The organism is Streptomyces sp. NPDC104814 (genome assembly GCF_055583185.1).
Genome location: NZ_JBVJOL010000016.1, coordinates 100,931 through 127,799, shown reverse-complemented (window position 1 = coordinate 127,799; position 26,869 = coordinate 100,931). Strand labels below are relative to the sequence as shown.

General features: G+C 72.5%; 24 protein-coding genes. 22 read left to right on the top strand and 2 right to left on the bottom strand.

Going from position 1 to position 26,869, the window contains the following annotated elements; translation table 11 throughout:
- The first annotated feature begins 2 nt into the window (after positions 1 to 2).
- The 12 genes from ACZ64A_RS35280 (at position 3) to ACZ64A_RS35225 (ending at position 15,492) form a co-directional block, all read left to right on the top strand.
- Positions 3 to 1,289, top strand: a complete 1,287-nt coding sequence (locus tag ACZ64A_RS35280) for a dihydroorotase (protein ID WP_469816022.1) — start codon at positions 3 to 5, stop codon at positions 1,287 to 1,289.
- On the top strand, positions 1,286 to 1,846 hold the full coding sequence (locus tag ACZ64A_RS35275; RefSeq protein ID WP_469816021.1) for a PH-like domain-containing protein: 561 nt from the start codon (positions 1,286 to 1,288) through the stop codon (positions 1,844 to 1,846). Before ACZ64A_RS35280 ends, ACZ64A_RS35275 begins: the two co-directional genes overlap by 4 nt.
- The gene (gene carA / locus ACZ64A_RS35270; RefSeq protein WP_469816020.1) at positions 1,843 to 2,985 is read left to right on the top strand and encodes a glutamine-hydrolyzing carbamoyl-phosphate synthase small subunit; all 1,143 of its coding nucleotides are present in this window, start codon (positions 1,843 to 1,845) and stop codon (positions 2,983 to 2,985) included. The genes ACZ64A_RS35275 and carA overlap by 4 nt, the downstream gene beginning before the upstream one ends.
- Positions 2,978 to 6,286 carry a carbamoyl-phosphate synthase large subunit gene (carB, locus tag ACZ64A_RS35265; RefSeq protein WP_469816019.1) on the top strand — a complete coding sequence of 1,103 codons (3,309 nt, stop codon included), beginning with the start codon at positions 2,978 to 2,980 and terminating at the stop codon, positions 6,284 to 6,286. The genes carA and carB overlap by 8 nt, the downstream gene beginning before the upstream one ends.
- A gap of 61 nt (positions 6,287 to 6,347) precedes the next feature.
- Entirely contained in the window at positions 6,348 to 7,454 is a 1,107-nt protein-coding gene (locus tag ACZ64A_RS35260) for a quinone-dependent dihydroorotate dehydrogenase (RefSeq protein ID WP_469816018.1), read from the top strand.
- Positions 7,451 to 8,296 carry an orotidine-5'-phosphate decarboxylase gene (gene pyrF / locus ACZ64A_RS35255; protein ID WP_469816017.1) on the top strand — a complete coding sequence of 282 codons (846 nt, stop codon included), beginning with the start codon at positions 7,451 to 7,453 and terminating at the stop codon, positions 8,294 to 8,296. Before ACZ64A_RS35260 ends, pyrF begins: the two co-directional genes overlap by 4 nt.
- 310 nt (positions 8,297 to 8,606) lie before the next feature.
- On the top strand, positions 8,607 to 8,930 hold the full coding sequence (locus ACZ64A_RS35250; RefSeq protein ID WP_003977346.1) for an integration host factor: 324 nt from the start codon (positions 8,607 to 8,609) through the stop codon (positions 8,928 to 8,930).
- Between the two features lie 59 nt (positions 8,931 to 8,989).
- Complete coding sequence (gmk, locus tag ACZ64A_RS35245) at positions 8,990 to 9,583, top strand: guanylate kinase (RefSeq protein ID WP_469816016.1); 594 nt, start codon at positions 8,990 to 8,992, stop codon at positions 9,581 to 9,583.
- Between the two features lie 90 nt (positions 9,584 to 9,673).
- A complete protein-coding gene (gene rpoZ / locus ACZ64A_RS35240; RefSeq protein ID WP_004933985.1) occupies positions 9,674 to 9,946 on the top strand; it encodes a DNA-directed RNA polymerase subunit omega in 273 nt (90 codons plus the stop codon).
- Positions 9,947 to 10,054: 108 nt separating this feature from the next.
- Positions 10,055 to 11,260, top strand: coding sequence for a bifunctional phosphopantothenoylcysteine decarboxylase/phosphopantothenate--cysteine ligase CoaBC (gene coaBC, locus ACZ64A_RS35235; RefSeq protein WP_469816015.1), 1,206 nt, complete (start codon positions 10,055 to 10,057; stop codon positions 11,258 to 11,260).
- Positions 11,261 to 11,499: 239 nt separating this feature from the next.
- Positions 11,500 to 12,708 (top strand): methionine adenosyltransferase, encoded by a 1,209-nt coding sequence (metK, locus tag ACZ64A_RS35230; RefSeq protein ID WP_469816014.1) that lies wholly within the window; start codon positions 11,500 to 11,502, stop codon positions 12,706 to 12,708.
- Between the two features lie 624 nt (positions 12,709 to 13,332).
- Complete coding sequence (locus ACZ64A_RS35225; protein ID WP_469816013.1) at positions 13,333 to 15,492, top strand: primosomal protein N'; 2,160 nt, start codon at positions 13,333 to 13,335, stop codon at positions 15,490 to 15,492.
- 129 nt (positions 15,493 to 15,621) lie between these two features.
- Here ACZ64A_RS35225 and ACZ64A_RS35220 read toward each other — a convergent pair whose 3' ends face one another.
- Positions 15,622 to 16,164 carry a hypothetical protein gene (locus ACZ64A_RS35220; protein ID WP_469816012.1) on the bottom strand — a complete coding sequence of 181 codons (543 nt, stop codon included), beginning with the start codon at positions 16,162 to 16,164 and terminating at the stop codon, positions 15,622 to 15,624.
- Positions 16,165 to 16,771: 607 nt separating this feature from the next.
- Between ACZ64A_RS35220 and fmt the strand changes: the two genes are divergently transcribed.
- The 10 genes from fmt to ACZ64A_RS35170 all read left to right on the top strand — a co-directional run bounded on the left by fmt (position 16,772) and on the right by ACZ64A_RS35170 (position 26,185).
- Positions 16,772 to 17,704: a methionyl-tRNA formyltransferase gene (gene fmt, locus ACZ64A_RS35215; protein ID WP_469816011.1), complete on the top strand. Its 933-nt coding sequence runs from the start codon at positions 16,772 to 16,774 to the stop codon at positions 17,702 to 17,704.
- Positions 17,705 to 17,768: 64 nt separating this feature from the next.
- Complete coding sequence (locus ACZ64A_RS35210; RefSeq protein WP_469816010.1) at positions 17,769 to 19,205, top strand: RsmB/NOP family class I SAM-dependent RNA methyltransferase; 1,437 nt, start codon at positions 17,769 to 17,771, stop codon at positions 19,203 to 19,205.
- Between the two features lie 130 nt (positions 19,206 to 19,335).
- Entirely contained in the window at positions 19,336 to 20,022 is a 687-nt protein-coding gene (gene rpe, locus ACZ64A_RS35205; protein WP_469816009.1) for a ribulose-phosphate 3-epimerase, read from the top strand.
- A gap of 78 nt (positions 20,023 to 20,100) precedes the next feature.
- Complete coding sequence (locus ACZ64A_RS35200; protein WP_469816008.1) at positions 20,101 to 21,144, top strand: sugar-binding transcriptional regulator; 1,044 nt, start codon at positions 20,101 to 20,103, stop codon at positions 21,142 to 21,144.
- Between the two features lie 49 nt (positions 21,145 to 21,193).
- Positions 21,194 to 21,574, top strand: a complete 381-nt coding sequence (locus ACZ64A_RS35195; protein ID WP_469816007.1) for a guanyl-specific ribonuclease — start codon at positions 21,194 to 21,196, stop codon at positions 21,572 to 21,574.
- Positions 21,571 to 21,855: a barstar family protein gene (locus ACZ64A_RS35190; protein WP_469816006.1), complete on the top strand. Its 285-nt coding sequence runs from the start codon at positions 21,571 to 21,573 to the stop codon at positions 21,853 to 21,855. The genes ACZ64A_RS35195 and ACZ64A_RS35190 overlap by 4 nt, the downstream gene beginning before the upstream one ends.
- 141 nt (positions 21,856 to 21,996) lie before the next feature.
- A complete protein-coding gene (locus tag ACZ64A_RS35185) occupies positions 21,997 to 23,439 on the top strand; it encodes a GuaB1 family IMP dehydrogenase-related protein (protein WP_469816029.1) in 1,443 nt (480 codons plus the stop codon).
- A 76-nt stretch (positions 23,440 to 23,515) separates the two neighbouring features.
- On the top strand, positions 23,516 to 24,019 hold the full coding sequence (locus ACZ64A_RS35180; RefSeq protein ID WP_469816005.1) for a GNAT family N-acetyltransferase: 504 nt from the start codon (positions 23,516 to 23,518) through the stop codon (positions 24,017 to 24,019).
- Between the two features lie 231 nt (positions 24,020 to 24,250).
- Positions 24,251 to 25,717, top strand: a complete 1,467-nt coding sequence (locus ACZ64A_RS35175; protein ID WP_469816004.1) for an amino acid permease — start codon at positions 24,251 to 24,253, stop codon at positions 25,715 to 25,717.
- A gap of 15 nt (positions 25,718 to 25,732) precedes the next feature.
- On the top strand, positions 25,733 to 26,185 hold the full coding sequence (locus ACZ64A_RS35170; protein WP_361635011.1) for an Lrp/AsnC family transcriptional regulator: 453 nt from the start codon (positions 25,733 to 25,735) through the stop codon (positions 26,183 to 26,185).
- Positions 26,186 to 26,229: 44 nt separating this feature from the next.
- Here the strand turns inward: ACZ64A_RS35170 and ACZ64A_RS35165 are convergent, their stop codons facing one another.
- Positions 26,230 to 26,718 (bottom strand): hypothetical protein, encoded by a 489-nt coding sequence (locus ACZ64A_RS35165; RefSeq protein WP_469816003.1) that lies wholly within the window; start codon positions 26,716 to 26,718, stop codon positions 26,230 to 26,232.
- Positions 26,719 to 26,869 lie beyond the last annotated feature (151 nt).

Genomic DNA, 26,869 nt, shown 5'->3' with positions numbered 1-26,869 from the left:
CCATGAGCAAGATCCTGATCCGTGGTGCGAAGGTGCTCGGCGGCGAGCCGCAGGACGTCCTGATCGACGGCGAGGTCATCGCGGCCGTCGGCGCGGGACTCTCGGACGAGGGCGCCGAGGTCGTCGAGGCGGCCGGCAAGGTGCTGCTCCCCGGCCTGGTCGACCTGCACACCCATCTGCGCGAGCCCGGCCGCGAGGACTCCGAGACCGTCCTCACCGGCACCCGCGCGGCGGCGAGCGGCGGCTACACCTCCGTGTTCGCCATGGCCAACACCTTCCCCGTCGCCGACACCGCCGGCGTGGTCGAGCAGGTCTGGCGGCTCGGCAAGGAGCACGGCTACTGCGACGTGCAGCCCATCGGCGCCGTCACCGTCGGCCTGGAGGGCAAGAAGCTCGCCGAGCTGGGCGCCATGCACGAGTCAGCGGCCGGCGTCACCGTCTTCTCCGACGACGGCAAGTGCGTCGACGACGCGGTGATCATGCGCCGTGCGCTGGAGTACGTGAAGGCCTTCGGCGGTGTCGTCGCCCAGCACGCGCAAGAGCCCCGGCTCACCGAGGGCGCCCAGATGAACGAGGGCGTCGTCTCCGCCGAGCTGGGCCTGGGCGGCTGGCCGGCCGTCGCCGAGGAGTCGGTCATCGCGCGGGACGTGCTGCTCGCCGAGCACGTCGGCTCCCGGGTGCACATCTGTCACCTGTCGACCGCCGGCAGCGTCGAGATCGTCCGCTGGGCCAAGTCCCGCGGCATCCAGGTCACCGCCGAGGTGACCCCGCACCACCTGCTCCTCACCGACGAGCTGGTGCGCACCTACAACCCGGTCTACAAGGTCAACCCGCCGCTGCGCACCGAGCGTGACGTGACGGCGCTGCGCGAGGCCCTCGCCGACGGCACGATCGACATCGTCGCCACGGACCACGCCCCGCACCCGCACGAGGACAAGGACTGCGAGTGGGCCGCCGCCGCCATGGGCATGGTCGGCCTGGAGACCGCGCTGTCAGTGGTCCAGGCGACCATGGTCGACACGGGCCTGCTGGACTGGGCCGGCGTCGCCGACCGGATGTCCGTCAAGCCCGCGCAGATCGGACAGGCCACCGGACACGGCCGTCCCGTCTCGGCTGGTGAGCCCGCCAACCTCACGCTGGTCGACACGGAATACCGTGGCCGGGTGGACCCCGCGGGCTTCGCCTCGCGCAGCCGCAACACCCCCTACGAGGGGCGCGAGCTGCCGGGCCGTGTGACGCACACGTGGCTGCGGGGCAAGGCCACGCTCGTCGACGGGAAGCTCACGTGACACCTGCACCACTGCTCGCAGCCGCGGAGAAATCGGCACCGGTCACCGACTGGGCCGGCCGCCTCGGCTGGGTGATCGGCCTCCTCCTCTTCGTCGCGCTCGTCTACTGGCTGATGCGCGAGGGCTGGAAGTGGCGCGGCACCCTCCAGGGCGACCTGCCCGAGCTGCCCGGCGCGCCCGCGGAGCCGGGCGAGGCGAAACTGACGATGAGCGGCCGCTACCACGGCTCCACCACCGCCGGACAGTGGCTCGACCGCATCGTGGCGCACGGCCTGGGCACCCGCAGCCGGGCCGAGCTCACCCTGACGGACGCGGGACTGGACGTCGTACGCCCCGGCGCGCGCGACTTCTTCGTCCCGGCCGCGCAGCTGCGCGGGGCCCGGCTGGACAAGGGCATCGCCGGCAAGGTCCTCACCGAGGGCGGACTGCTGGTGGTGACCTGGGCCCACGGCGCCAAACTGATCGACTCCGGCTTCCGCTCGGACCACGCGGCCGAGCACACCGAATGGGTCGACACCCTGAACGACATGATCAACAAGACGGAAGGCGCACGATGACGACCTCCACAAGGGGAACCGAGAAGGTTCCCGCCGTACTCGTCCTGGAGGACGGCCGGATCTTCCGCGGCCGCGCCTACGGGGCCGTGGGGGAGACCTTCGGCGAGGCCGTGTTCTCCACCGGCATGACCGGCTACCAGGAGACCCTCACCGACCCGTCGTACGACCGGCAGATCGTCGTCGCGACCGCCCCGCAGATCGGCAACACCGGCTGGAACGACGAGGACGACGAGTCGGGCCGCATCTGGGTCTCCGGCTACGTCGTGCGCGACCCCGCGCGCGTGCCGTCCAACTGGCGCGCCAAGCGCTCCCTGGACGACGAGCTGGTCAACCAGGGCATCGTCGGCATCTCCGGCATCGACACCCGCGCCCTCACCCGCCACCTGCGCGAGCGCGGCTCCATGCGCGCCGGCATCTTCTCCGGCGAGGCCGTGAGGTCCGACGACGAGCTGCTCGCCCTGGTGCAGGCCCAGCCCCACATGAAGGGCGCCAGCCTGTACGAGGAGGTCGCCACCAAGGAGGCCTACGTCGTCCCGGCGGTCGGCGAGAAGAAGTTCACCGTCGCCGCCGTCGACCTCGGCATCAAGGGCATGACCCCGCACCGCATGGCCGAGCGCGGCATCGAGGTGCACGTCCTGCCCGCGACCGCCACCGCCGACGACGTCTACGCCGTGAACCCCGACGGTGTGTTCTTCTCCAACGGCCCCGGCGACCCCGCCACCGCCGACGGCCCCGTCGCCCTGATGCAGGCCGTGCTGGAGCGCAAGACCCCGCTGTTCGGCATCTGCTTCGGCAACCAGATCCTCGGCCGCGCCCTCGGCTTCGGCACCTACAAGCTGAAGTACGGCCACCGCGGCATCAACCAGCCGGTCCAGGACCGCACCACCGGCAAGGTCGAGGTCACCGCGCACAACCACGGCTTCGCCGTGGACGCGCCGCTCGACAAGGTCAGCGAGACGCCCTTCGGCCGCGCCGAGGTCTCCCACGTCTGCCTGAACGACAACGTCGTGGAGGGGCTGCAGCTGCTCGACCAGCCGGCCTTCTCCGTCCAGTACCACCCCGAAGCGGCCGCCGGCCCGCACGACGCCGCCTACCTGTTCGACCGCTTCGTTTCCCTGATGGAGGGCCAGCGTGCCTAAGCGCACCGATATCCAGTCCGTCCTGGTCATCGGCTCCGGCCCGATCGTCATCGGCCAGGCCGCCGAGTTCGACTACTCCGGCACCCAGGCGTGCCGCGTGCTGAAGGCCGAAGGCCTTCGGGTGATCCTCGTCAACTCCAACCCGGCGACGATCATGACCGACCCGGAGATCGCCGACGCCACCTACGTCGAGCCGATCACCCCGGAGTTCGTCGAGAAGATCATCGCCAAGGAGCGCCCCGACGCGCTGCTGCCCACCCTGGGCGGCCAGACGGCGCTGAACACCGCGATCTCGCTGCACGAGAACGGCGTCCTGGAGAAGCACGGCGTCGAGCTGATCGGCGCCAAGCCCGAGGCGATCCACAAGGGCGAGGACCGCGACCTTTTCAAGGACGTCGTGGAGGAGGTCCGCAAGAAGATCGGGCACGGCGAGTCCGCCCGCTCGGTCATCTGCCACTCCATGGACGACGTCCTCAAGGGGGTGGAGACCCTCGGCGGCTACCCGGTGGTCGTGCGCCCCTCCTTCACCATGGGCGGCGCCGGCTCCGGCTTCGCGCACGACGAGGAGGAGCTGCGCCGCATCGCCGGCCAGGGCCTCACGCTCTCCCCGACCACCGAGGTGCTCCTGGAGGAGTCCATCCTCGGCTGGAAGGAGTACGAGCTGGAGCTGATGCGCGACAAGCACGACAACGTCGTGGTCGTCTGCTCCATCGAGAACTTCGACCCGATGGGCGTGCACACCGGTGACTCCATCACCGTCGCCCCGGCGATGACGCTCACCGACCGCGAGTACCAGATCCTGCGCGACGTCGGCATCGCGGTCATCCGCGAGGTCGGCGTGGACACCGGCGGCTGCAACATCCAGTTCGCGGTGAACCCCGAGGACGGTCGCGTGATCGTCATCGAGATGAACCCGCGCGTCTCCCGCTCCTCGGCGCTCGCCTCCAAGGCCACCGGCTTCCCGATCGCCAAGATCGCCGCGAAGCTGGCCGTCGGCTACACGCTGGACGAGATCCCGAACGACATCACCGCCGAGACCCCGGCCTCCTTCGAGCCGACCCTCGACTACGTCGTCGTCAAGGCCCCGCGGTTCGCCTTCGAGAAGTTCCCGCAGGCCGACTCCACGCTGACCACCACCATGAAGTCGGTCGGCGAGGCCATGGCCATCGGCCGCAACTTCCCCGAGGCCTTCCAGAAGGCGCTGCGCTCGCTGGAGAAGAAGGGCAGCCAGTTCACCTTCGTGGGGGACCCCGGCGACAAGACGGCCCTCCTCGAAGAGGCCGTGCGCCCCACCGACGGCCGGATCAACACGGTCATGCAGGCCATCCGGGCCGGCGCCACCCCCGAGGAGATCTTCGACTACACGAAGATCGACCCGTGGTTCGTCGACCAGCTCTTCCTGATCAAGGAGATCGCGGACGAGCTGGCCGAGGCCCCCGAGCTGACCGGCGAGCTGCTCGCCGACGCCAAGCGGCACGGCTTCTCCGACCAGCAGATCGCCGAGATCCGCGGCCTGCGCGAGGACGTCGTCCGCGAGGTGCGGCACGCCCTCGGCATCCGCCCGGTCTACAAGACGGTCGACACCTGCGCCGCCGAGTTCGCCGCGAAGACGCCGTACTTCTACTCCTCCTACGACGAGGAGAGCGAGGTCGCGCGCCGCGACAAGCCCGCGGTGATCATCCTGGGCTCCGGCCCGAACCGCATCGGCCAGGGCATCGAGTTCGACTACTCCTGTGTCCACGCCTCCTTCGCGCTGAGCGACGCCGGCTACGAGACGGTGATGGTCAACTGCAACCCGGAGACCGTCTCCACCGACTACGACACCTCCGACCGCCTGTACTTCGAGCCGCTGACGCTCGAGGACGTGCTGGAGATCGTCCACGCCGAGTCCCTCGCCGGCCCGATCGCGGGCGTCATCGTCCAGCTCGGCGGCCAGACCCCGCTGGGCCTGGCCCAGGCGCTGAAGGACAACGGCGTGCCGGTCGTCGGCACCCCGCCCGAGGCCATCCACGCGGCCGAGGACCGGGGCGCCTTCGGCCGGGTGCTGAAGGAGGCGGGCCTGCCGGCCCCCAAGCACGGCACCGCCACCACCTTCGACGAGGCCAAGGCCATCGCCGACGAGATCGGCTACCCGGTCCTGGTCCGCCCGTCCTACGTGCTCGGCGGCCGCGGCATGGAGATCGTCTACGACGAGACCCGCCTGGCCTCCTACATCGCCGAGTCCACCGAGATCAGCCCGACCCGCCCCGTGCTGGTCGACCGCTTCCTCGACGACGCGATCGAGATCGACGTCGACGCCCTCTACGACGGCGAGGAGCTCTACCTCGGCGGCGTCATGGAGCACATCGAGGAGGCCGGCATCCACTCCGGCGACTCGGCGTGCGCCCTGCCCCCGATCACGCTGGGCGGCTTCGACATCAAGCGCCTGCGCGCCTCCACCGAGGCGATCGCCAAGGGCGTCGGCGTGCGCGGCCTGATCAACATCCAGTTCGCGATGGCCGGTGACATCCTCTACGTCCTGGAGGCCAACCCGCGCGCCTCCCGGACCGTGCCGTTCACCTCCAAGGCGACCGCGGTGCCGCTCGCCAAGGCCGCCGCCCGCATCTCCCTGGGCGCGACCGTCGCCGAACTGCGCGCCGAGGGCCTGCTGCCGAAGACCGGCGACGGCGGCGAGCTGCCGCTGGACGCGCCGATCTCCGTCAAGGAGGCCGTGATGCCGTGGAGCCGCTTCCGCGACACCTCCGGCCGCGGCGTGGACACCGTCCTCGGCCCGGAGATGCGCTCCACCGGCGAGGTCATGGGCATCGACTCGGTCTTCGGCACGGCGTACGCCAAGTCGCAGGCCGGCGCCTACGGCCCGCTGCCCACCAAGGGCCGCGCGTTCATCTCGGTCGCCAACCGCGACAAGCGCTCGATGATCTTCCCGGCCCGCGAGCTGGTCGCCCACGGCTTCGAGCTGCTGGCCACCTCCGGCACCGCCGAGGTCCTCAAGCGCAACGGCATCAACGCCACGGTCGTGCGCAAGCAGTCCGAGGGCGAGGGCCCGAACGGCGAGAAGACCATCGTCCAGCTCATCCACGAGGGCGAGGTCGACCTCATCGTCAACACCCCGTACGGCACCGGCGGCCGCCTCGACGGCTACGAGATCCGTACGGCGGCGGTGGCACGCTCCGTGCCCTGCCTGACGACGGTCCAGGCGCTGGCGGCGGCCGTCCAGGGCATCGACGCCCTCAACCACGGCGACGTGGGCGTGCGCTCCCTGCAGGAACACGCAGAACACCTGACCGCGGCCCGCGACTAGCAGCCGAAGAGGGGGACACCGAATCAGCGGTGTCCCCCTCTTCATGAGGACACCGACACCCATGTACAAGATCTTCTTCAAGCTCTTCTTCGCGCGCATGGACCCCGAGCAGGCCCACTACCTGGCCTTCCGCTGGATCCGGCTCGCCGTCCGCGTCCCGGTCCTGCGGACCTTCGTCGCCGCCGCCCTGGCCCCCCGCCACAAGGAGCTGCGCACCGAGGCCCTGGGGCTGCGCATGCACGGCCCCGTCGGGCTCGCCGCAGGCTTCGACAAGAACGCCGTGGCGATCGACGGCATGGCGATGCTCGGCTTCGACCACGTCGAGATCGGCACGGTCACCGGCGAGCCGCAGCCCGGCAACCCCAAGAAGCGGCTGTTCCGCCTGGTCCAGGACCGGGCGCTGATCAACCGCATGGGCTTCAACAACGACGGCTCGCTGGCCGTCGCGGCCCGCCTGGCCTCCCGCAACCCCGTCTTCAAGACCGTCGTCGGCGTCAACATCGGCAAGACCAAGGTCGTCCCCGAGGAGGAGGCGGTCACCGACTACGTGAAGTCCGCCGAGCGGCTCGCACCGTACGCCGACTACCTGGTCGTCAACGTCTCCTCGCCGAACACCCCCGGTCTGCGCAACCTCCAGGCCACCGAGGCGCTGCGCCCGCTGCTGACCGCCGTGCGCGAGGCCGCCGACCGCGCGGTCACCGCACGCCGTGTCCCGCTGCTGGTCAAGATCGCGCCCGACCTGGCCGACGAGGACATCGACGCCGTCGCCGACCTGGCCGTGGAGCTGGGCCTGGACGGCATCATCGCCACCAACACCACCATCGCCCGCGACGGCCTCGGCCTGCGCTCGGCGCCGTCCCTGGTCAAGGAGACCGGCGGGTTGTCCGGCGCCCCGCTCAAGGAGCGCTCCCTGGCGGTCCTGCGCCGCCTGTACGCGCGCGTGGGCGACCGCATCACGCTGGTGGGCGTCGGCGGCGTCGAGAACGCCGAGGACGCCTGGCAGCGCATCCTGGCCGGCGCCACCCTCGTCCAGGGCTACAGCGCCTTCATCTACGAGGGCCCCTTCTGGATGCGCGCGCTCCACAAGGGACTCGCCGCACGCCTGCGCACCAGCCCGTACGCCACCCTCGCCGACGCGGTCGGCGCCGACGTGAGGAAGTCCGCATGATGTCGCACGAGCCCTTCGGCACCCGGCTGCGCCACGCCATGGACGAGCGCGGTCCGCTGTGCGTCGGCATCGACCCGCACGCCTCCCTGCTCACCGAGTGGGGCCTGAACGACGACGTGGCCGGTCTGGAGCGGTTCAGCCGCACGGTCGTCGAGGCCGTGGCGGACCGGGTGGCCGTCCTGAAGCCGCAGGCCGCCTTCTTCGAGCGGTTCGGCTCGCGCGGCGTGGCCGTGCTGGAGAAGGCGGTCGAGGAGGCGCGGGCGGCCGGTGCGCTGGTCGTCATGGACGCCAAGCGCGGCGACATCGGCTCCACCATGGCCGCGTACGCCGAGGCGTTCCTGCACAAGGACTCCCCGCTGTTCTCCGACGCCCTGACCGTCTCGCCCTACCTCGGCTACGGCTCGCTGAGCCCGGCCGTCGCGCTCGCCCGCGAGAGCGGGGCCGGCCTGTTCGTGCTGGCGCTCACGTCGAACCCGGAGGGCGGCGAGGTGCAGCACGCGGTGCGCGCCGACGGCCGCAGCGTGGGCGCGACCATGCTGGCGCACCTGGCGGCCGAGAACGCCGGGGAGGAGCCCCTCGGCTCCTTCGGCGCGGTCGTGGGCGCCACGCTCGGCGACCTGTCGTCGTACGACCTGGACATCAACGGGCCGCTCCTCGCGCCCGGCATCGGCGCGCAGGGCGCGACCCCGGCGGACCTTCCGCAGGTCTTCGGCGCCGTGGCGCGCAACGTGGTGCCGAACGTCAGCCGGGGCGTGCTGCGCCACGGCCCCGACGTCGTCGCTCTGCGTGACGCGGCGCAACGCTTCGCAGACGACGTCCGCGCCGCGGTGGCCGCCGCCTGAGAGCCCCGAGTCCTCGCCGGAGCGGTCCGGCGAGGACTTCTGAGGTGACTTGAGTATGGATACAGCCTCAAATCCGGGGCAATATGTCCTAAATGTCCGTCCTGGCGGAGGCTGACCAGGACTTTTCCGCTGTTCTCGCTGACTCTGGCGGACTTGACCGCTAGTCTCCGACGTGTGGGGGCACCACCCACGCCCCCAAGGCTGTGGGGGAGAACGGGCGAGCGTGTTGCTCGTGGCTCCCCAGGTGTGGGGCGTACTAGGTTCCTCACCGGTCCGTATCCGACAGTTCGACATCCGAGGTGACGTAGGCGTGGCTCTTCCGCCCCTTACCCCCGAACAGCGCGCAGCCGCGCTCGAAAAGGCCGCCGCGGCTCGCCGGGAGCGGGCCGAGGTCAAGAATCGACTGAAGCACTCCGGCGCCTCCCTGCACGAGGTCATCAAGCAGGGTCAGGAGAACGACGTCATCGGCAAGATGAAGGTCTCCGCCCTGCTGGAGTCCCTGCCCGGCGTGGGCAAGGTCCGCGCCAAGCAGATCATGGAGCGACTCGGTATCTCCGAGAGCCGTCGTGTGCGCGGCCTCGGCTCGAACCAGATCGCTTCCCTGGAGCGTGAGTTCGGCAGCACGGGTTCCTGAACCGGTGCTCGCCGGGAAGGGAGTCCCGGGCACTCCGGGATTGCTGGAATAATCGCTGCATGGCTGTAACACCCCGGGGGACGACCCCCGAGCCCCCGGACGTCCGTCCGCGGCTGACCGTGCTCTCCGGCCCCTCGGGGGTCGGCAAGAGCACGGTCGTCGCTCATATGCGCAAAGAACACCCCGAGGTCTGGCTCTCGGTGTCGGCGACGACCCGCAAGCCCCGCCCCGGCGAGCAGCATGGAGTCCACTACTTCTTCGTCACCGACGAGGAGATGGACAAGCTGATCGCCAACGGCGAGCTGCTGGAGTGGGCCGAGTTCGCCGGCAACCGTTACGGCACGCCGCGCGCGGCCGTGCTGGAGCGGCTGGAGAACGGCGAGCCCGTCCTGCTGGAGATCGACCTCCAGGGCGCCCGCCAGGTCCGGGAGTCGATGTCCGACGCCCAGCTGGTGTTCCTGGCGCCTCCCTCCTGGGAGGAGCTGGTGCGCAGGCTGACCGGCCGGGGCACCGAACCGCCGGAGGTCATCGAGCGCCGCCTCGGGGTGGCCAGGACCGAACTGGCCGCCGAGCCGGAGTTCGACAGGACCCTGGTCAACACCTCCGTCGAGGACGTGGCGCGCGAGCTGCTAGCCTTGATGGACGTTGTGTGATCAGAACTGGTCACCTCGGTGTGATCAGAACTGAGTGTGATCAGAACTGGTCACCCTGACTGTTTTTTCCCATCCATCGGAAGGTAGAGCGTGTCCTCTTCCATCTCCGCGCCCGAGGGCATCATCAACCCGCCGATCGACGAGCTCCTCGAGGCCACCGACTCGAAGTACAGCCTCGTGATCTACGCGGCCAAGCGGGCCCGCCAGATCAACGCGTACTACTCGCAGCTCGGCGAGGGTCTCCTCGAGTACGTCGGTCCCCTCGTGGACACGCACGTCCACGAGAAGCCGCTCTCGATCGCCCTGCGTGAGATCAACGCGGGTCTGCTGACCTCCGAGGCCGTCGAGGGCCCGGGCCAGTAAGTCATATCTGCACACCGCAGTGGGTTTTTCCACAGGCCCGGCAGTCACGCTGCCGGGCCTGTGGTGTCTCATGGGGTTCAGACGTTTTCCGAGGTCCGGGGAGTGACGGTGGACAAGCCGAAGGTCGTACTGGGGGTCAGCGGCGGTATCGCCGCCTACAAGGCGTGCGAGCTGCTGCGCCGGTTCACCGAGTCGGGTCACGACGTCCGTGTCGTCCCCACCGCCTCCGCGCTGCACTTCGTCGGCGCGGCCACCTGGTCGGCGCTGTCCGGCAACCCCGTCTCCACCGAGGTCTGGGACGCCGTCCACGAGGTCCCGCACGTGCGCATCGGCCAGCGGGCCGACCTGGTCGTCGTCGCCCCCGCCACGGCCGACATGCTCGCCAAGGCCGCCCACGGCATCGCCGACGACCTGCTGACCAACACGCTGCTCACCGCGCGCTGCCCGGTCGTCTTCGCGCCCGCCATGCACACCGAGATGTGGGAACACCCCGCCACCCAGGAGAACGTGGCCACGCTGCGCCGGCGCGGCGCCGTCGTCATCGAACCCGCCGTCGGCCGGCTCACCGGCGTCGACACCGGCAAGGGCCGGCTGCCCGACCCGGCCGAGATCTTCGAGGTCTGCCGCCGCGTCCTCGCGCGGGGTGTGCGCGAGCCCGACCTCGCCGGACGCCATGTCGTGATCAGCGCCGGCGGTACCCGCGAGCCCCTGGACCCGGTTCGCTTCCTCGGCAACCGCTCCTCCGGCAAGCAGGGCTACGCCCTCGCCCGCACCGCCGCCGCGCGCGGCGCCCGGGTCACCCTGGTCGCCGCCAACACGGGCACGCTGCCCGACCCGGCCGGCGTGGACGTCGTCCCCGTCGGCACGGCCGTGCAGCTGCGTGAGGCGGTGCTCAAGGCCGCCGCGGACGCCGACGCCGTGGTGATGGCCGCCGCCGTCGCCGACTTCCGGCCGGCCGTCTACGCCGCAGGGAAGATCAAGAAGAAGGACGGGCAGGAGCCCGAGCCGATCGTCCTGGTGCGCAATCCGGACATCCTCGCGGAGATCTCGGGCGACCGCGCCCGGGCCGGCCAGGTGATCGTCGGCTTCGCCGCCGAGACCGACGACGTGCTGGCCAACGGCCGCACCAAGCTGCGCCGCAAGGGCTGTGACCTGCTCGTGGTCAACGAGGTGGGGGAGCGCAAGACCTTCGGCTCCGAGGAGAACGAGGCGGTCGTCCTCGGCGCCGACGGCAGCGAGACGCCCGTCCCGTACGGCCCCAAGGAGGCGCTCGCCGACACCGTGTGGGACCTCGTGGCCGAGCGCCTCGAGTGAGCCCCGGTTGGGCCGGTTGGCGGCCGCGACCCACCCCATCGGGTACTCGCCCGCCCTGGCCAAGCCCGGTCGGCATTCGGCAGAATGCCTGTGCCGCAGGTCACACGACTCCCGAGTGGCGAGACACGTGCCCCGGCGGCCGAGCCTGACCGATAAACTGTTCACGGACGGAGCCGGGCGCAGCCCCCGACCCGTCCGCCACCGATCAGCCAGCAGCCGCTGCAACCCCAGGGAGCGTTGTGTCCCGTCGCCTGTTCACCTCGGAGTCCGTGACCGAGGGTCACCCCGACAAGATCGCTGACCAGATCAGCGACACCATCCTCGATGCGCTCCTGCGGGAGGACCCGTCCTCCCGCGTCGCCGTCGAGACGCTGATCACCACCGGCCTGGTGCACGTGGCCGGCGAGGTCACCACCAAGGCCTACGCGGACATCGCCACCCTGGTCCGCAGCAAGATCCTCGAGATCGGCTACGACTCCTCCAAGAAGGGCTTCGACGGCGCCTCCTGCGGTGTGTCGGTGTCCATCGGCGCCCAGTCCCCGGACATCGCACAGGGCGTGGACACGGCCTACGAGACCCGAGTCGAGGGCGACGAGGACGAGCTGGACCGCCAGGGCGCGGGCGACCAGGGCCTCATGTTCGGCTACGCGTCCGACGAGACGCCGACCCTGATGCCGCTGCCGATCTTCCTGGCGCACCGCCTGTCCAAGCGCCTCTCCGAGGTCCGCAAGAACGGCACCATCCCCTACCTGCGCCCGGACGGCAAGACGCAGGTCACCATCGAGTACGACGGCGAGAAGGCGGTCCGCCTCGACACCGTCGTGGTCTCCTCCCAGCACGCCTCCGACATCGACCTGGAGTCGCTGCTCGCCCCCGACATCCGCGAGTTCGTCGTGGAGCCGGAGCTGAAGGCCCTGCTGGACGAGGGCATCAAGATCGACACCGAGGGCTACCGCCTGCTGGTCAACCCGACCGGCCGCTTCGAGATCGGCGGCCCGATGGGTGACGCGGGCCTGACCGGCCGCAAGATCATCATCGACACCTACGGCGGCATGGCCCGCCACGGCGGCGGCGCCTTCTCCGGCAAGGACCCGTCCAAGGTGGACCGCTCGGCGGCGTACGCGATGCGCTGGGTCGCGAAGAACGTCGTCGCCGCGGGGCTCGCCTCCCGCTGCGAGGTGCAGGTCGCGTACGCGATCGGCAAGGCCGAGCCGGTGGGTCTGTTCGTGGAGACCTTCGGCACGGAGAAGGTCGACGTCGAGAAGATCGAGCAGGCCATCGACGAGGTCTTCGACCTGCGTCCGGCCGCGATCATCCGCGACCTGGACCTGCTGCGCCCGATCTACGCCCAGACGGCCGCCTACGGTCACTTCGGCCGTGAGCTGGCCGACTTCACGTGGGAGCGCACCGACCGCGTGGACGCGCTGCGCAAGGCCGCCGGCCTGTAAACGGCATCCGGCCCCACCGAGGCCCGGCTCCCCCGCGGGGAGCCGGGCCTTCGGCATGCCGGGGGCGGCGGGCGGCGGGCGGCGGGTCTTGCGGCGGCGGGTGGTGCGGAGCGGCTGCGCCGGGCGGAGGGGGTGCCGGGCGGGGATGGGTCTGTGCCGGGCTTCGACGGGTTTGTGCCCGGCGTGGGCGGGTCTGTGCCGGGTGGGTCGGCTGGCAGCCGGGGTGGGCTGGCGGGCCGTGGGACGGCGCCCTCGTACGGAGCGGCTGCGCCTGGCGTGGGCGGGTCTGTGCCCGGTGGGCCGGCCGGCGGCCGTGGTGGGCCGGCCTGCGCCTGGCTTCCCGGGCTGGCGCCCGGGGGTGGGGGGCTGCGGTCGGCGGGCAGGGGGCCGGTGGCCGTGTGGAGCCGGTCTGCATCCGGATCCGGAGCCCCGGCGCCGGGCTGCGGTCGGCGGGCAGGGGGCCGGTGGCCGGCGTGGGCCGGTCTGCGGCCGGGGTCCGGTGTGTGGGTCGGGCCGGGAGTGCGGGTCGGCGGACGGTGGGGCGGGGCTCTGGGCGGCCGGTGCCGGGAGGGGCTCGGGTGCGGGTGGGCGGCGTTGTCAGTGGGGTTTGGTAAGAATGCAGGCGTGAGCAGCGAGAACGGGACGGGTGGCGGGGGCGCCGAGGCGGCGCCCCCGGAGCAGCTCGCGCTCATCCGGGAGAGCGTGCGCAAGGCCAAGGAGCCGCGGGCCAAGCCGCGGACCTGGCGGGGCGCCGCGCTCGCACCCACCTTGCCGGTCGCGCGGGTCCTCGTCGACAAGGGCGTGCTGCACCTCGACCGGTACTTCGACTACGCCGTGCCCGCCGAGCTGGACGCCGAAGCGCAGCCCGGCGTGCGGGTGCGCGTCCGCTTCGGGGCCGGGCGGCACCGGGTGCGCGAGGGGCGCCGCGAGGGCGGCGGGCTGATCGACGGGTTCCTGATCGAGCGGCTCCCCGAGTCCGACTACTCCGGACCGCTCGCCGCGCTCGCCCAGGTCGTCTCACCCGAGCCCGTGCTCGGCGCCGAGCTGCTCGCCCTCGCGCGGGCCGTCGCCGACCGGTACGCCGGCAGCCTCGCCGACGTCCTGCAGCTCGCCGTGCCGCCGCGCAGCGCGCGGGCCGAGCAGCGGCCCTCGCCCGAGCCGCTGCCCCCGCCACAGGCCCCCGAGCCGGGTTCCTGGGCCCGTTACGAGCGGGGAGCCGCCTTCCTGGAGGCCCTCGCCGCCGGGAGCGCGCCGCGCGCGGTCTGGAACGCGCTGCCGGGACCGCAGTGGAGCGACGAGCTGGCCCGTGCCGTCGCCGCCACGCTGGCCTCCGGACGCGGGGCCCTGGTCGTTCTGCCGGACGGCCGGGCCGTGGCCCGCGTCGACGCCGCGCTGACCGCCCTGCTCGGCGAGGGACGGCACGCGGTCCTCACCGCCGACGCCGGGCCGGAGAAGCGGTATCGGGAGTGGCTCGCCGTGCGCCGTGGGTCCGTGCGGGCCGTCCTCGGCACCCGAGCCGCCATGTTCGCGCCGGTGCGCGACCTGGGCCTGGTCGCGCTCTGGGACGACGGTGACGACAGCCACAGCGAACAGCACGCCCCGCAGCCGCACGCCCGCGAGGTGCTGCTGCTGCGCGCCGCCCAGGACAAATGCGCCTTCCTGCTCGGCGGCTGGAGCTGCACGGTCGAGGCGGCGCAGCTCGTGGAGAGCGGCTGGGCGCGGCCGGTCGTCGCCGTACGCGAGCAGATGCGGGCCGCCGCGCCGCTCGTGCGGACCGTCGGTGACAGCGACCTCGCCCGGGACGAGGCCGCACGCGCCGCCCGGCTGCCGACGCTCGCGTGGCAGGTGGCCCGTGAGGGGCTGCGGCAGGGGCCGGTGCTGGTGCAGGTGCCCCGCCGCGGATACGTACCCCGGATGGCCTGCGCACAGTGCCGTGAGCCCGCCCGCTGCCGGCACTGTTCGGGCCCGCTGGAGGCGCGGGACGCATCGGGCGGCGGCGGGTCGCTGTGGTGCGGCTGGTGCGGGCGCGAGGAGACGCGCTGGCACTGCCCCGAGTGCGGCTCCTTCCGGCTGCGCGCCCAGGTCGTCGGAGCGCGGCGCACGGCCGAGGAGCTGGGCCGGGCGTTCCCGGCCGTCCCGGTGCGCACCTCGGGACGGGAGCACGTGCTGGACACCGTGCCGGCCGCGCCCGCGCTGGTGGTGAGCACGCCCGGCGCGGAACCCGTCGCCGAGGGCGGCTACGCGGCGGCGCTGCTGCTGGACGGCTGGGCCATGCTCGGCCGGCCCGATCTGCGCGCGGGCGAGGACGCCCTACGGCGCTGGATCGCGGCCGCCGCGCTGGTGCGGCCGCAGAGCGCCGGCGGGACCGTGGCCGTCGTCGCGGAGGCCACCGCCCGGCCGGTGCAGGCGCTGGTGCGCTGGGACCCCGTCGGGCACGCGGTGCGCGAACTCGCCGAGCGGGCCGAACTGGGCTTCCCGCCCGTGTCGCGGATGGCGGCGGTGTCGGGACCGGTGGCGGCGCTGACGGACTTCCTCGGCGCGGTCGACCTGCCCAGGGAGGCGGAGGTGCTGGGGCCTGTCCCGGTGCCGGTCACCGCAGCGGGGCGGCAGCGCAGGCCCGGTGCGCCGCCACCGGGGGAGCACTGGGAGCGGGTGCTGATCCGCGTGCCGCCCGGCAGCGGGGCGGCGCTGGCCGCCGCGCTGAAGGCCGCGCAGGCGGCACGGATGGCTCGGGGCGGAGGCGATCCGGTCTGGGTACGGATCGACCCACCGGACATCGGGTGAGCGTCCGGGGCGCGGGGGCACCGGACGTCAGTGGTGCGTCGCCGCCCCGGACAGGGGTCTGCCCTTCCGGAGGCCGCCTCCGGAAGGGCAGTTGACGGTGTGTCACCTCGCGCGGGCGCTGGGCGGGCGTCAGCCGTTGCGCGGGGCCGGGAACGCCGTCGGCCTGGCGTCGTCCCGCAGGGAGGTGCTGCCCGCCGTCGGCTGGGTCGGCATGGAGCGGGCGGCCGGGACCGTGGGCACGACGGGGATCCCCGTGCCCACGCTCACCGCGCGGCTGCCCGGCGACTCCGCGGGGCGCTCGGCCTCGGCTGCGGTCTGCGCGGGGGCGCGGCGCGAGCCGTAACGGCGGTGGACCGCCTGCTTGGTGACGCCGAGCGCGGAGCCCACCGCGTCCCACGAGAAGCCGAGCGAGCGGTCGAAGTCGACCGCGGCCGTCACAAGGGTCTCGACGCTGTCCCGCAGCTCCTGGGCGAGGCGGACCGTCGGGGCGGGAGCGCGTCCGTAGACGACGAACCCCGTGGAGGGGCCGGAGCGGCGCGGGCGGTAGACGTTGCCCAGCTGAGCGGTGAGCGTGCGCAGGGCGTCCACCTGCCGGCGGACCCGCTCGATGTCCCGCACCAGCAAGTGCAGGCTGGCCCGGGCCTGGGCGTCGTGGGTTGCGTGGTCGGCCATGAACAAGCCTCTCGAACCGGCGATGAAGAGAAGGGGGTCAACTCTTCCTTGACCAACGCGGGATCGCTCCGCGGGTCACGCAGTGGGGGCGTGCGGGCATATGACTGCGCCCCTGGAGGACGGCCCGCCCTTCTCCTGCCGATCCGTCACGGCCCGATCGGCCAGGGCCCAGGGCCGATCGGCGACGGCCCCGGTCCCGATCGGCCAAGGCCCCGGTCCCGATCGGCCACGGCTCAGACCTGATCGCCCACGGCCCAGGGCCGATCGCCGTCGGCCCTCGCCCGACGGCACGGCTCAGTCGACGGCCGGACCGTCGACGGCCCCGGCCCGATCGGCCACGACCCGGGCCCGATCGGCGGCGACCGGGCCCACCGACCCGTCATGGCCCACTGACCCGTCATGGCCCACTGACCCGTCAGGGCCCACCGACCCGTCACGGCCCACCGACCCGTCATGGCCCACTGACCCGTCATGGCCCACCGATCCGTCATGGCCCACCGAGCCGTCACGGCCCACGTCCGGTCGCCCACGGCGGCTGTCCCGGCGGGGTCATAGACTGGTGCGCTGCCCGTCGCACGTCTGTCGTCCGAGAGGTCCGAACCCGCCCATGAAGCTCGTCTTCGCCGGTACCCCCGAGGTCGCCGTTCCCGCCCTGGACGCTCTGCTCGCCTCCGGGCGACACGAGGTGGCCGCCGTCGTCACCCGGCCCGACGCGCCGGCCGGGCGGGGGCGCAGGCTGGTGGCGTCCCCCGTGGCGGAGCGGGCGGAGGAGGCCGGGATCGAGGTGCTCAAGCCCGCCAAGCCGCGCGACCCGGAGTTCCTCGAGCGGCTGCGGCAGATCGCCCCCGACTGCTGCCCCGTCGTCGCCTACGGCGCCCTGCTGCCCCGGGTGGCGCTGGACATCCCCGCGCAGGGCTGGGTCAACCTGCACTTCTCGCTGCTGCCCGCCTGGCGCGGCGCCGCGCCCGTGCAGCACTCCCTCATGGCCGGCGACCAGATCACGGGCGCCTCCACCTTCCTCATCGAGGAGGGACTCGACTCCGGTCCCGTCTACGGCACCGTCACCGAGGAGATCCGGCCCACCGACACCAGCGGCGACCTGCTCACCCGGCTCGCCTTCGCCGGCGCCGGGCTGCTCGCCGCGACCATGGACGGCATCGAGGACGGCACGCTGAAGGCCGTACCGCAGCCCGCCGACGGCGTCACCCTCGCACCGAAGATCACCGTCGAGGACGCCCGCGTCGACTGGGCCGCGCCCGCGCTGCGCGTCGACCGGGTCGTGCGCGGCTGCACCCCGGCCCCCGGCGCCTGGACCACCTTCCGCGGCGAGCGCCTGAAGCTCATTCAGGTGGCGCTGCTGACCGACCGCACCGACCTCGCTCCCGGCGCCCTCGACATCGGCAAGAACCACGTCCATGTCGGCACCGGTTCGCACGCCGTGGAGCTGCTGTGGGTGCAGGCCCAGGGCAAGAAGCCGATGCGCGCGGCGGACTGGGCGCGCGGGGTGCGGATCGCCGCGGGGGAGACCCTCGGCGCGTAACGCGGGCACCTGCGGGACGTAGGCTGGACGGACAGCCCGTTCTGACACCCGGAGCACCTTTTTCGTGAGCGACACCCCCGGCACCTCCCGCAGGCCGCGCAAGCCCGCCAAGCCCTACCGCCGTCCCCAGAAGGACCCCGTGCGCATCCTCGCCTTCGAGGCGCTGCGCGCGGTGGACGAGCGCGACGCCTACGCCAACCTCGTGCTGCCCCCGCTGCTGCGCAAGGCCCGCGAGAAGGAGGGGCCGGAGAAGTTCGACGCGCGGGACGCGGCTCTGGCCACCGAGCTGGTCTACGGCACGCTGCGCCGCCAGGGGACGTACGACGCCGTCATCGCCGCCTGCGTCGACCGGCCGCTGCGCGAGGTGGACCCGCCGGTGCTGGACGTGCTGAGCCTCGGCGCGCACCAGCTGCTCGGCACCCGTATCCCCACGCACGCCGCTGTGTCCTCCACGGTGGAGCTCGCCCGGGTGGTGCTCGGCGACGGCCGGGCCAAGTTCGTCAACGCCGTCCTGCGCAAGGTCGCCCAGCGCGACCTCGACGCCTGGCTCGCCGAGGTCGCCCCGCCCTACGACGACGACCCCGAGGACCATCTCGCCGTCGTGCACGCCCACCCGCGCTGGGTCGTCTCCGCGCTGTGGGACTCCCTGGGCGGCGGCCGCGAGGGCATCGAGCGGCTGCTCGCGGCCGACAACGAACGGCCCGAGGTCACCCTGGTCGCCCGGCCCGGCCGGGCCACCGCCGAGGAACTGCTGCGCGAGGAGGCCGCGGTGGCCGGGCGCTGGTCGCCGTACGCCGTACGCCTCACCGAGGGCGGCGAGCCGGGGGCCGTGGAGGCGGTGCGCGAGGGACGCGCGGGCGTGCAGGACGAGGGCAGCCAGCTCGTGGCACTCGCGCTGGCGAACGCGCCCGTCGAGGGACGCGACCGGCTGTGGCTGGACGGCTGCGCGGGCCCCGGCGGCAAGGCCGCCCTCCTCGGTGCCCTCGCCGCCGAACGGGGTGCCGCGCTGCTGGCCTCCGAGAAGCAGCCCCACCGTGCCGGGCTGGTCGCCAAGGCGCTCGCCGGCAACCCCGGCCCGTACCAGGTCATCGCCGCCGACGGCACCCGGCCGGCCTGGCGCCCCGGCAGCTTCGACCGGGTCCTCGTCGACGTCCCCTGCACCGGCCTCGGCGCCCTGCGCCGCCGCCCCGAGGCCCGCTGGCGCCGCCGCCCCGAGGACCTCGACGCCTTCGCGCCCCTGCAGCGCGGTCTGCTGCGCACGGCCCTGGAATCGGTACGCGTCGGCGGGGTCGTGGGCTATGCCACGTGCTCCCCGCACCTGGCCGAGACGAGGGCCGTCGTGGCCGACGTGCTCAAGCAGTTCCCGGACACGGAGCTGCTCGACGCCCGCCCCCTCCTCCCCGGGGTCCCCGACCTCGGCGACGGCCCGGACATCCAGCTCTGGCCTCACATCCACGGCACGGACGCGATGTATCTGGCCTTGATCCGCCGAACAGGCTGACGCACGCGAGCTCGGCGCCCCGAAGGGGGCGCGGGGAACTGCGCGACCGGCCCCCACCGGCCCGCGGCCGAAACACAACCGGAAGAGACCGCCGTTCCAGCCAAGCGCAGCGGCATGGCAGGCTTAGGCCATGGCCGTGCAGATCAACCCCAGCATCCTGTCCGCCGACTTCGCCCGCCTCGCGGACGAGGCGAAGGCGGTGGAGGGAGCCGACTGGCTCCACGTCGACGTCATGGACAACCATTTCGTCCCCAACCTCACGCTCGGCGTGCCGATCGTGGAGTCCCTGGCCCGTGCGACGGACACCCCGCTGGACTGCCATCTGATGATCGAGGACCCCGACCGCTGGGCGCCGCAGTACGTCGAGGCCGGGGCCGGGTCGGTGACCTTCCACGTCGAGGCGGCCGCCGCGCCCGTGCGGCTCGCCCGGGAGATCCGCGCCAAGGGGGCCCGTGCCTCCATGGCGCTGAAGCCGGCGACGCCGATCGAGCCGTACGAGGATCTGCTGCCCGAGCTGGACATGCTGCTGATCATGACGGTCGAGCCGGGCTTCGGCGGGCAGGCCTTCCTGGACATCATGCTGCCGAAGATCCGCCGCACCCGGGAGCTGATCGGCAAGCACGGCCTCCAGCTCTGGCTCCAGGTCGACGGCGGTGTCTCCGCGTCCACGATCGAGCAGTGCGCCGACGCCGGCGCCGACGTGTTCGTCGCCGGGTCCGCGGTCTACGGGGCCAAGGACCCCGCGGACGCGGTCCGCGCCCTGCGCCGGCAGGCGGAGTCGGCCACCGCCCGGGCGAGCTGGGCATGCGACCACTGACCGACAGATACGTGAACGACCGCCATCAGGGCTGATCGACCGCGCCGGATCTGCAAGGATGAACGGCGAATCCAGAGTGTGAACAGCAGTGAGGAGAACGCCGTGTCGGGTATGTCGGCGGGCCGGTCAGCCATGCGGATGGGACCCGCTGAGCTGGTGCAGGCGGCGGCCATGGCCCGCCGCTTCTACCTCGAGGGCAAGTCCAAGATCCAGATCGCGGAGGAGTTCGGCGTCAGCCGCTTCAAGGTGGCCCGGGTCCTGGAGACGGCCCTCGAACGCGACCTCGTACGCATCGAGATCCGGGTGCCGGCCGAACTGGACGCCGAGCGCTCCGACGCGCTCCGCGCCCGCTACGGACTGCGGCACGCCGTCGTGGTCGAGTCCCCGCCCGAGTCGGAGGAGACCCCCGACCCGGAGAACCTGGGCGAGGTCGCCGCCGACCTGCTCGGCGAGCTGGTGAACGAGGGGGACGTACTGGGCCTGGCCTGGGGCCGGTCCACCATCCACATGGCCGCGGCCCTCGACCGGCTGCCGCCCTGCACGGTCGTGCAGCTGACGGGCGTGTACGACGCCGGGACCGCCGAGCGCGGCTCCGTGGAGGCCGTGCGTCGCGCCGCGCAGGTCTCCGGCGGCGACGCCCACCCCATCTACGCGCCGATGCTGCTGCCGGACGCGGCCACCGCGGTGGCGCTGCGCAACCAGACCGGGATCGCCCGGGCCTTCGAGTACTTCGACAAGGTCACGGTCGCCTGCGTCTCCATCGGTTCCTGGGAGCCGGGCATCTCCACCGTGCACGACATGCTCTCGGAGGAGGAGCGCGCCCACTACGCCTCGCTCGGCGTGGCCGCGGAGATGTCCGCGCACCTCTTCGACGCCGAGGGCCGCCGGGTCGGACGTGACCTGGGGGAGCGGTGCATCACGGTCAAGGCCGACCAGCTGCGCCGTATCCCGGAGGTCGTGGCGATCGCGGGCGGCCAGCGCAAGGCGTCCGCCATCGACGCGGTGCTGCGCTCCGGGCTCGTCACCAGCCTGGTGACCGACACCTCGGCCGCCGACTACCTGATGACCGCGGGCCCGACGCCGAAGCCGGCGCTCAACCGTGCGGACCCCGACGGAGTCTGACGCGGCCGGACGACGCGTGGGACGGGACGGCCGTGGCAGCATCGGACGCATGCTTCTGCGGTGCGTCCCCCGGGTGCTGCTGTGCGTCCTCGCCCTGCTGGTCGGGTGCTCCCCGACCCAGGGCCCCTCGACCGGCCCGCCCTGGGCGCACGGCATGGCCACCGTCAAGGAGGCCGACCTGCCGGCCGAGGCCCGGCACACCCTCGACCTCATCGACCGGGGCGGCCCCTTCCCGTACACCAGGGACGGGGTCGTCTTCGGCAACGTCGAGGGGCGGCTGCCGCGGCACCCGCGCGGCTACTACCACGAGTACACCGTCCCGACGCCGGGCTCGCGCGACCGCGGGGCCCGGCGCCTGGTCACCGGACAGGGCCGCGAGACGTACTACACCGACGACCACTACGACTCGTTCAGGGCGGTACTGAGATGACGCAAGCCGTGGTCACCCTGGACCTCGGCGGGGTCACGGACAAGGTGGCACTGATGGACCGCTGCGCCCGTGACCTGCGGCTGCCGGACTGGTTCGGCCGCAACTGGGACGCCCTCGCCGACGTCCTCTCCGACCCCCTCCTGTGGCCCGGGGAAGGCGAGCCGCTGGTCCTCGTGCGGAACTGGGAGCCGTACGCGCAAGCGCGCCCCGACGAGTGGGAGACGGCGCGGGAGGTGTTCTCGCAGGCCACTTCCGTCACCGTGGCCCTGGTTCTCGGATGATCCTCCAAGGGCGTCCCTGACCGGCCTGGACGAACCGACTGTGCCCCCCGGTCCGGTCGGCATGGGAGAATGAAGTACGTGCTCTTTCCCCCTGGCACACCTGTCCGGGGGTCACCTCTGAACGACTGGGATGTGCAGCACGTGCGTTTCCTCAACGACATCCAGCCCCCGTACGACCTGACGTACGACGACGTCTTCATGGTGCCGAGCCGCTCCGCGGTCGGCTCGCGTCAGGGCGTGGACCTCAGCTCCCCGGACGGCACGGGCACCACCATCCCGCTCGTCGTCGCCAACATGACCGCCATCGCCGGCCGCCGCATGGCCGAGACGGTGGCCCGCCGCGGCGGCCTCGTGGTGATCCCGCAGGACATCCCGATCGAGGTCGTCACCGAGGTCGTCTCCTGGGTCAAGAGCCGCCACCTCGTGCTGGACACCCCGATCGTGCTGGCCCCGCACCAGACCGTCGCCGACGCCCTCGCCCTGCTGCCCAAGCGGTCGCACAACGCCGGCGTGGTCGTCGACGAGGAGCAGCGGCCCATCGGTGTCGTCACCGACGCCGACCTGTCCGGCGTGGACCGCTTCACGCAGCTCGAGGTCGTCATGTCCAAGGACCTGCTGCTGCTCGACGCGGACATCGACCCGCGCGAGGCCTTCAACACCCTGGACCACCACAACCGGCGCTACGCCCCGGCCGTGGACCGGGACGGCCGCCTCGCCGGCATCCTCACCCGCAAGGGCGCCCTGCGCGCCACCCTGTACAGCCCCGCCGTCGACGCGAAGGGCAAGCTGCGCATCGCCGCCGCCGTCGGTATCAACGGCGACGTGGCGGGCAAGGCCAAGCAGCTGCTGGACGCGGGCGTCGACACCCTCGTCATCGACACGGCGCACGGCCACCAGGAGTCGATGATCAGCGCCGTGAAGCTGGTGCGCGCGCTCGACCCGCAGGTGCCGATCGTCGCCGGCAACATCGTCGCCGCCGAGGGCGTCAAGGACCTCATCGACGCCGGCGCGGACATCATCAAGGTCGGTGTCGGCCCCGGCGCCATGTGCACCACCCGCATGATGACCGGCGTCGGCCGGCCGCAGTTCTCCGCCGTGCTGGAGTGCGCCGCCGAGGCGAAGAAGTACGGCAAGCACGTGTGGGCCGACGGCGGTGTCCGCCACCCGCGCGACGTGGCCATGGCCCTCGCGGCCGGCGCGTCCAACGTCATGATCGGCTCCTGGTTCGCCGGCACCTACGAGTCCCCGGGCGACCTCCAGCACGACGCCCAGGGCCGTGCCTACAAGGAGTCCTTCGGCATGGCGTCCGCCCGTGCCGTGCGCAACCGCACCTCCGAGGAGTCGGCCTACGACCGCGCCCGCAAGGCGCTGTTCGAGGAGGGCATCTCCACCTCGCGGATGTTCCTCGACCCGGCCCGCCCGGGCGTCGAGGACCTGATCGACTCGATCATCGCGGGCGTCCGCTCGTCCTGCACCTACGCCGGTGCCAACAACCTGGCGGAGTTCGCCGACCGCGCCATCGTCGGCATCCAGAGCGCCGCCGGTTACGCCGAGGGCAAGCCGCTGCACGCCAGCTGGAGCTGACCCCGCGGCTCCCGCGCCCACGGCCCCCGGCGAAAACCGGGGGCCGTTCGCGTCGCCGGGGCCCTACCGTCGGCGTATGGACATCACCGTCTGCCGGGCCGTCGACGTGGCCCTTCTCGACGAGCACATCGGCTCCCCGGCCGCGACCTCGTTCCACGCCCGGCGCTACGCGCGCCAGCAGGCCGGGCAGAGCACGTATCTCGTCGCCTGGCTCGATGAGCGGCCCGTCGGGCACGCGGAGGTGCGCTGGACCGGCTGTGAGGCCCCCGAGGTGCGCCGGGCGGCGCCGGGCTGCCCGGAGATCAACGGGCTGGCCGTGTGGCCCGAACCCCTTCGATCCCGGGGCATCGGCAGTGCCCTGATCCGGGCGGCCGAGGACCTCGCCCGGGAGCGCGGCCTGCCCCGCGCCGGTATGGGCGTCGCCCGGGACAACCGGCGCGCGGCGGCCCTGTACGCGCGGCTCGGTTACCGCCGGCTGACCGACTACCTCGACCGCTGGACGTACGAGGACCACGACGGCACGACCCACGAGCAGGTCGATCCCTGCACCTTCCTCGTCAAGGGGCTCGCGACCTGCTGAAACGGGTGCAGATGCAATGGTCGAAACCCCTGGCGCAACGAAAATTCGTCTGACCCGGAGCAACGCAACGATCATGCGGATGCACGCAAGGTTGCTGCATTACAGCGGCAACGTCCGGCCTCATAGAGTGTCGCGCTGAACGTGGTGTGGCGGGGACCCCGCTCGGTGGTTCCCGTGGGATGGGGTGCCGCCGGTCCCCGCCCCCTGAACGGCAGCGATAAGGAGCCGCGCGTGCTCGACCAAGGCGCACCCCCGCAGAACAGCACCAAGACCGCCCCCGTGTCCCCACTGGGCGGCCTCATGCGCCGCAAGCCCGTGGAGCGCCTGGTCGCCGAGGGCGGCCAGGGCGAGGGAGGCAGCCTCCGCCGCTCCCTGGGGCTGTGGCAGCTGACCATGATCAGCATCGGTGCCACCCTCGGCACCGGCATCTTCGTCGTCCTCGGCGAGGCCGTCCCCAAGGCGGGCCCGGCCGTCACCCTGTCGTTCGTCATCGCCGGCCTCACGGCCCTCTTCTCGGCCCTGTCGTACGCAGAGCTGGCGGGCACCATCCCGGTCGCCGGCTCCTCCTACTCGTACGCCTACGCCACCATGGGCGAGCTGGTCGCCTGGGTCTGCGGCTGGTGCCTGCTGCTGGAGTACGGCGTCTCGGTCGCCGCCGTGGCCGTCGGCTGGGGCGAGTACCTGAACGAGCTGCTGGACGGCACCATAGGCGTGACCATCCCGGCCGCCTTCGCCAACCCGCCCGGCGTCGACGGCGGCATCTTCAACCTGCCGGCCCTCATCGTCGTCGTCCTCGCCATGGTGTTCCTGCTCGGCGGCGCCAAGGAGTCCGCACGGGCCAACACGATCATGGTGTGTGTGAAGATCGCCGCGCTGATCCTGTTCTGCGCCATCGGCTTCATGGGCTTCAAGTCCGGCAACTACTCCCACTTCATGCCGCTCGGCATGGCCGGCGTCAGCGCGGCCGGCGCCACGCTGTTCTTCTCCTACATCGGCTTCGACGCCGCCTCCACCGCCGGTGAGGAAGCCAAGAACGCCCAGCGTGACCTGCCCCGCGCGATCATCCTGTCGCTGGTCATCGTGACCGCGCTGTACGTGCTGGTCGCCGCCGTCGCCGTCGGCGCGAAGCCGTGGCGGAAGTTCAACGACTCCGAGGCCGCGCTCGCCCAGATCATGACGGACGTCACCGGCCAGAGCTTCTGGGGCACCCTGCTGGCGTTCTGCGCGGTGATCGCCATCGCCAGCGTCGTCCTGACCGTGCTCTACGGCCAGACCCGCATCCTGTTCGCCATGTCCCGCGACGGCCTGGTCCCCAAGATCTTCGCCAAGGTCCACCCGAAGACCGGCGCTCCGCGTGCCAACACGGTGATCGTCTCCCTGTTCTGCGGCGTCCTCGCCGCCGCGATCCCGCTCGGCCAGCTCGCCGACGCCACCAGCATCGGCACCCTGTTCGCCTTCGCGCTGGTCAACATCGCCGTCGTGGTCCTGCGCCGCACCCGCCCGGAGATGAACCGCACCTTCCGCGTGCCGCTGTCCCCGGTCCTCCCGGCCCTGGGCTTCCTCTTCTGCGTCTGGATGATGGGCAGCCTCTCGTCCGTCACCTGGGTGGTCTTCGGTGTCTGGATGGCCGTCGGGCTCGTGTTCTACTTCAGTTACGGCTACCGCCGCTCCCGCCTCGCCGTGCCTGACCAGAAGTGAAGTGAACGACCGCCCGTGCTGAACGATCTCGACGAACGCATCGTGCACGCCCTCGCCGAGGACGCCCGCCGCTCCTACGCGGACATCGGGCAGCTCGTCGGCCTGTCCGCGCCCGCCGTCAAACGGCGCGTGGACCGGCTGCGGGCCACCGGAGCCATCACCGGCTTCACCGTCCGCGTCGACCCGGCGGCCCTCGGCTGGGAGACCGAGGGGTTCGTCGAGATCTACTGCCGCCGCAACACCTCGCCGGACACCATCAAGCGCGGCCTGGAGCGGTACCAGGAGGTCGTGGCCGCGTCGACCGTCACCGGCGACGCGGACGCGGTCGCCCAGGTCTTCGCCTCCGACATGCGCCACTTCGAGCGCGTCCTGGAGCGCATCGCGGGGGAGCCGTTCGTGGAACGCACCAAGTCGGTCCTCGTCCTCTCCCCCTTGCTGCGCCGCTTCTCGTCGGGTTCCCCGACCTGACGCTCCGCTGGTGACGCCGGGTTCATGTCCTCGGCCGACCGCGGCTACGTCGTGGCCGTTCGCGCAGTTCCCCGCGCCCCCTTCGGGGCGCGTTCGCGTACCGCCGACAGCATGTGCCGCACCGCCACCCTGTGCGCGCCCGTGCCGATGACCAGCCGCCGGTAGACGGCGCCGGCCGGACCGGGGAACCGGGCGCGCGTCACGGCCCGCACCCGGGTCTGCCGCGGACCGACCGCCTCCAGCCGGAAGATCAGCGCATACGACGCGAACCGGTGCCGCCCGACGAGTGCCAGCTCCCGCCCCGGATCCGCGACGGCCACCCGGAACCCGCGCAGGGTCGACCCCTCGGCCGGAGGCCGGGGGCCGGAAGCGGTGCGGTCGGCGCACCCGAGCAGCCGGGTGAGCAGCGTCCACGGCCTCCCGGAACCGTCCAGCGAAGTGCCCAGCGCCCGCCACACGGCGTCCGGTTCCGCCGCCACCAGCGCCGCGTGCTCGTCGACGAACGGCAGAGCGGCGATCTCGGTGTGTTCCATCCCAGGGCCCCTTCTCAAGACGGTCGGCTCGCGGCCAGTCTCCCGCCCGTCCGCCGCACGGCGCCTCCTCCTCAGGACCGACGGCACCCCCCCCGTACGGCGGAGACGAAGGCGGGGGCACTCCCCCGGAAACCACCTGTACGACCACGCC

Bases quoted from the DNA above. Each gene is read 5' to 3' on its own strand.
- ACZ64A_RS35280 (WP_469816022.1), top strand. From the start codon at position 3: ATGAGCAAGATCCTGATCCGTGGTGCGAAGGTGCTCGGCGGCGAGCCG.
- carA (WP_469816020.1), top strand. From the start codon at position 1,843: ATGACGACCTCCACAAGGGGAACCGAGAAGGTTCCCGCCGTACTCGTC.
- ACZ64A_RS35260 (WP_469816018.1), top strand. From the start codon at position 6,348: ATGTACAAGATCTTCTTCAAGCTCTTCTTCGCGCGCATGGACCCCGAG.
- pyrF (WP_469816017.1), top strand. From the start codon at position 7,451: ATGATGTCGCACGAGCCCTTCGGCACCCGGCTGCGCCACGCCATGGAC.
- gmk (WP_469816016.1), top strand. From the start codon at position 8,990: ATGGCTGTAACACCCCGGGGGACGACCCCCGAGCCCCCGGACGTCCGT.
- ACZ64A_RS35220 (WP_469816012.1), bottom strand. From the start codon at position 16,164: ATGGCCGACCACGCAACCCACGACGCCCAGGCCCGGGCCAGCCTGCAC.
- fmt (WP_469816011.1), top strand. From the start codon at position 16,772: ATGAAGCTCGTCTTCGCCGGTACCCCCGAGGTCGCCGTTCCCGCCCTG.
- rpe (WP_469816009.1), top strand. From the start codon at position 19,336: ATGGCCGTGCAGATCAACCCCAGCATCCTGTCCGCCGACTTCGCCCGC.
- ACZ64A_RS35195 (WP_469816007.1), top strand. From the start codon at position 21,194: ATGCTTCTGCGGTGCGTCCCCCGGGTGCTGCTGTGCGTCCTCGCCCTG.
- ACZ64A_RS35190 (WP_469816006.1), top strand. From the start codon at position 21,571: ATGACGCAAGCCGTGGTCACCCTGGACCTCGGCGGGGTCACGGACAAG.
- ACZ64A_RS35180 (WP_469816005.1), top strand. From the start codon at position 23,516: ATGGACATCACCGTCTGCCGGGCCGTCGACGTGGCCCTTCTCGACGAG.
- ACZ64A_RS35165 (WP_469816003.1), bottom strand. From the start codon at position 26,718: ATGGAACACACCGAGATCGCCGCTCTGCCGTTCGTCGACGAGCACGCG.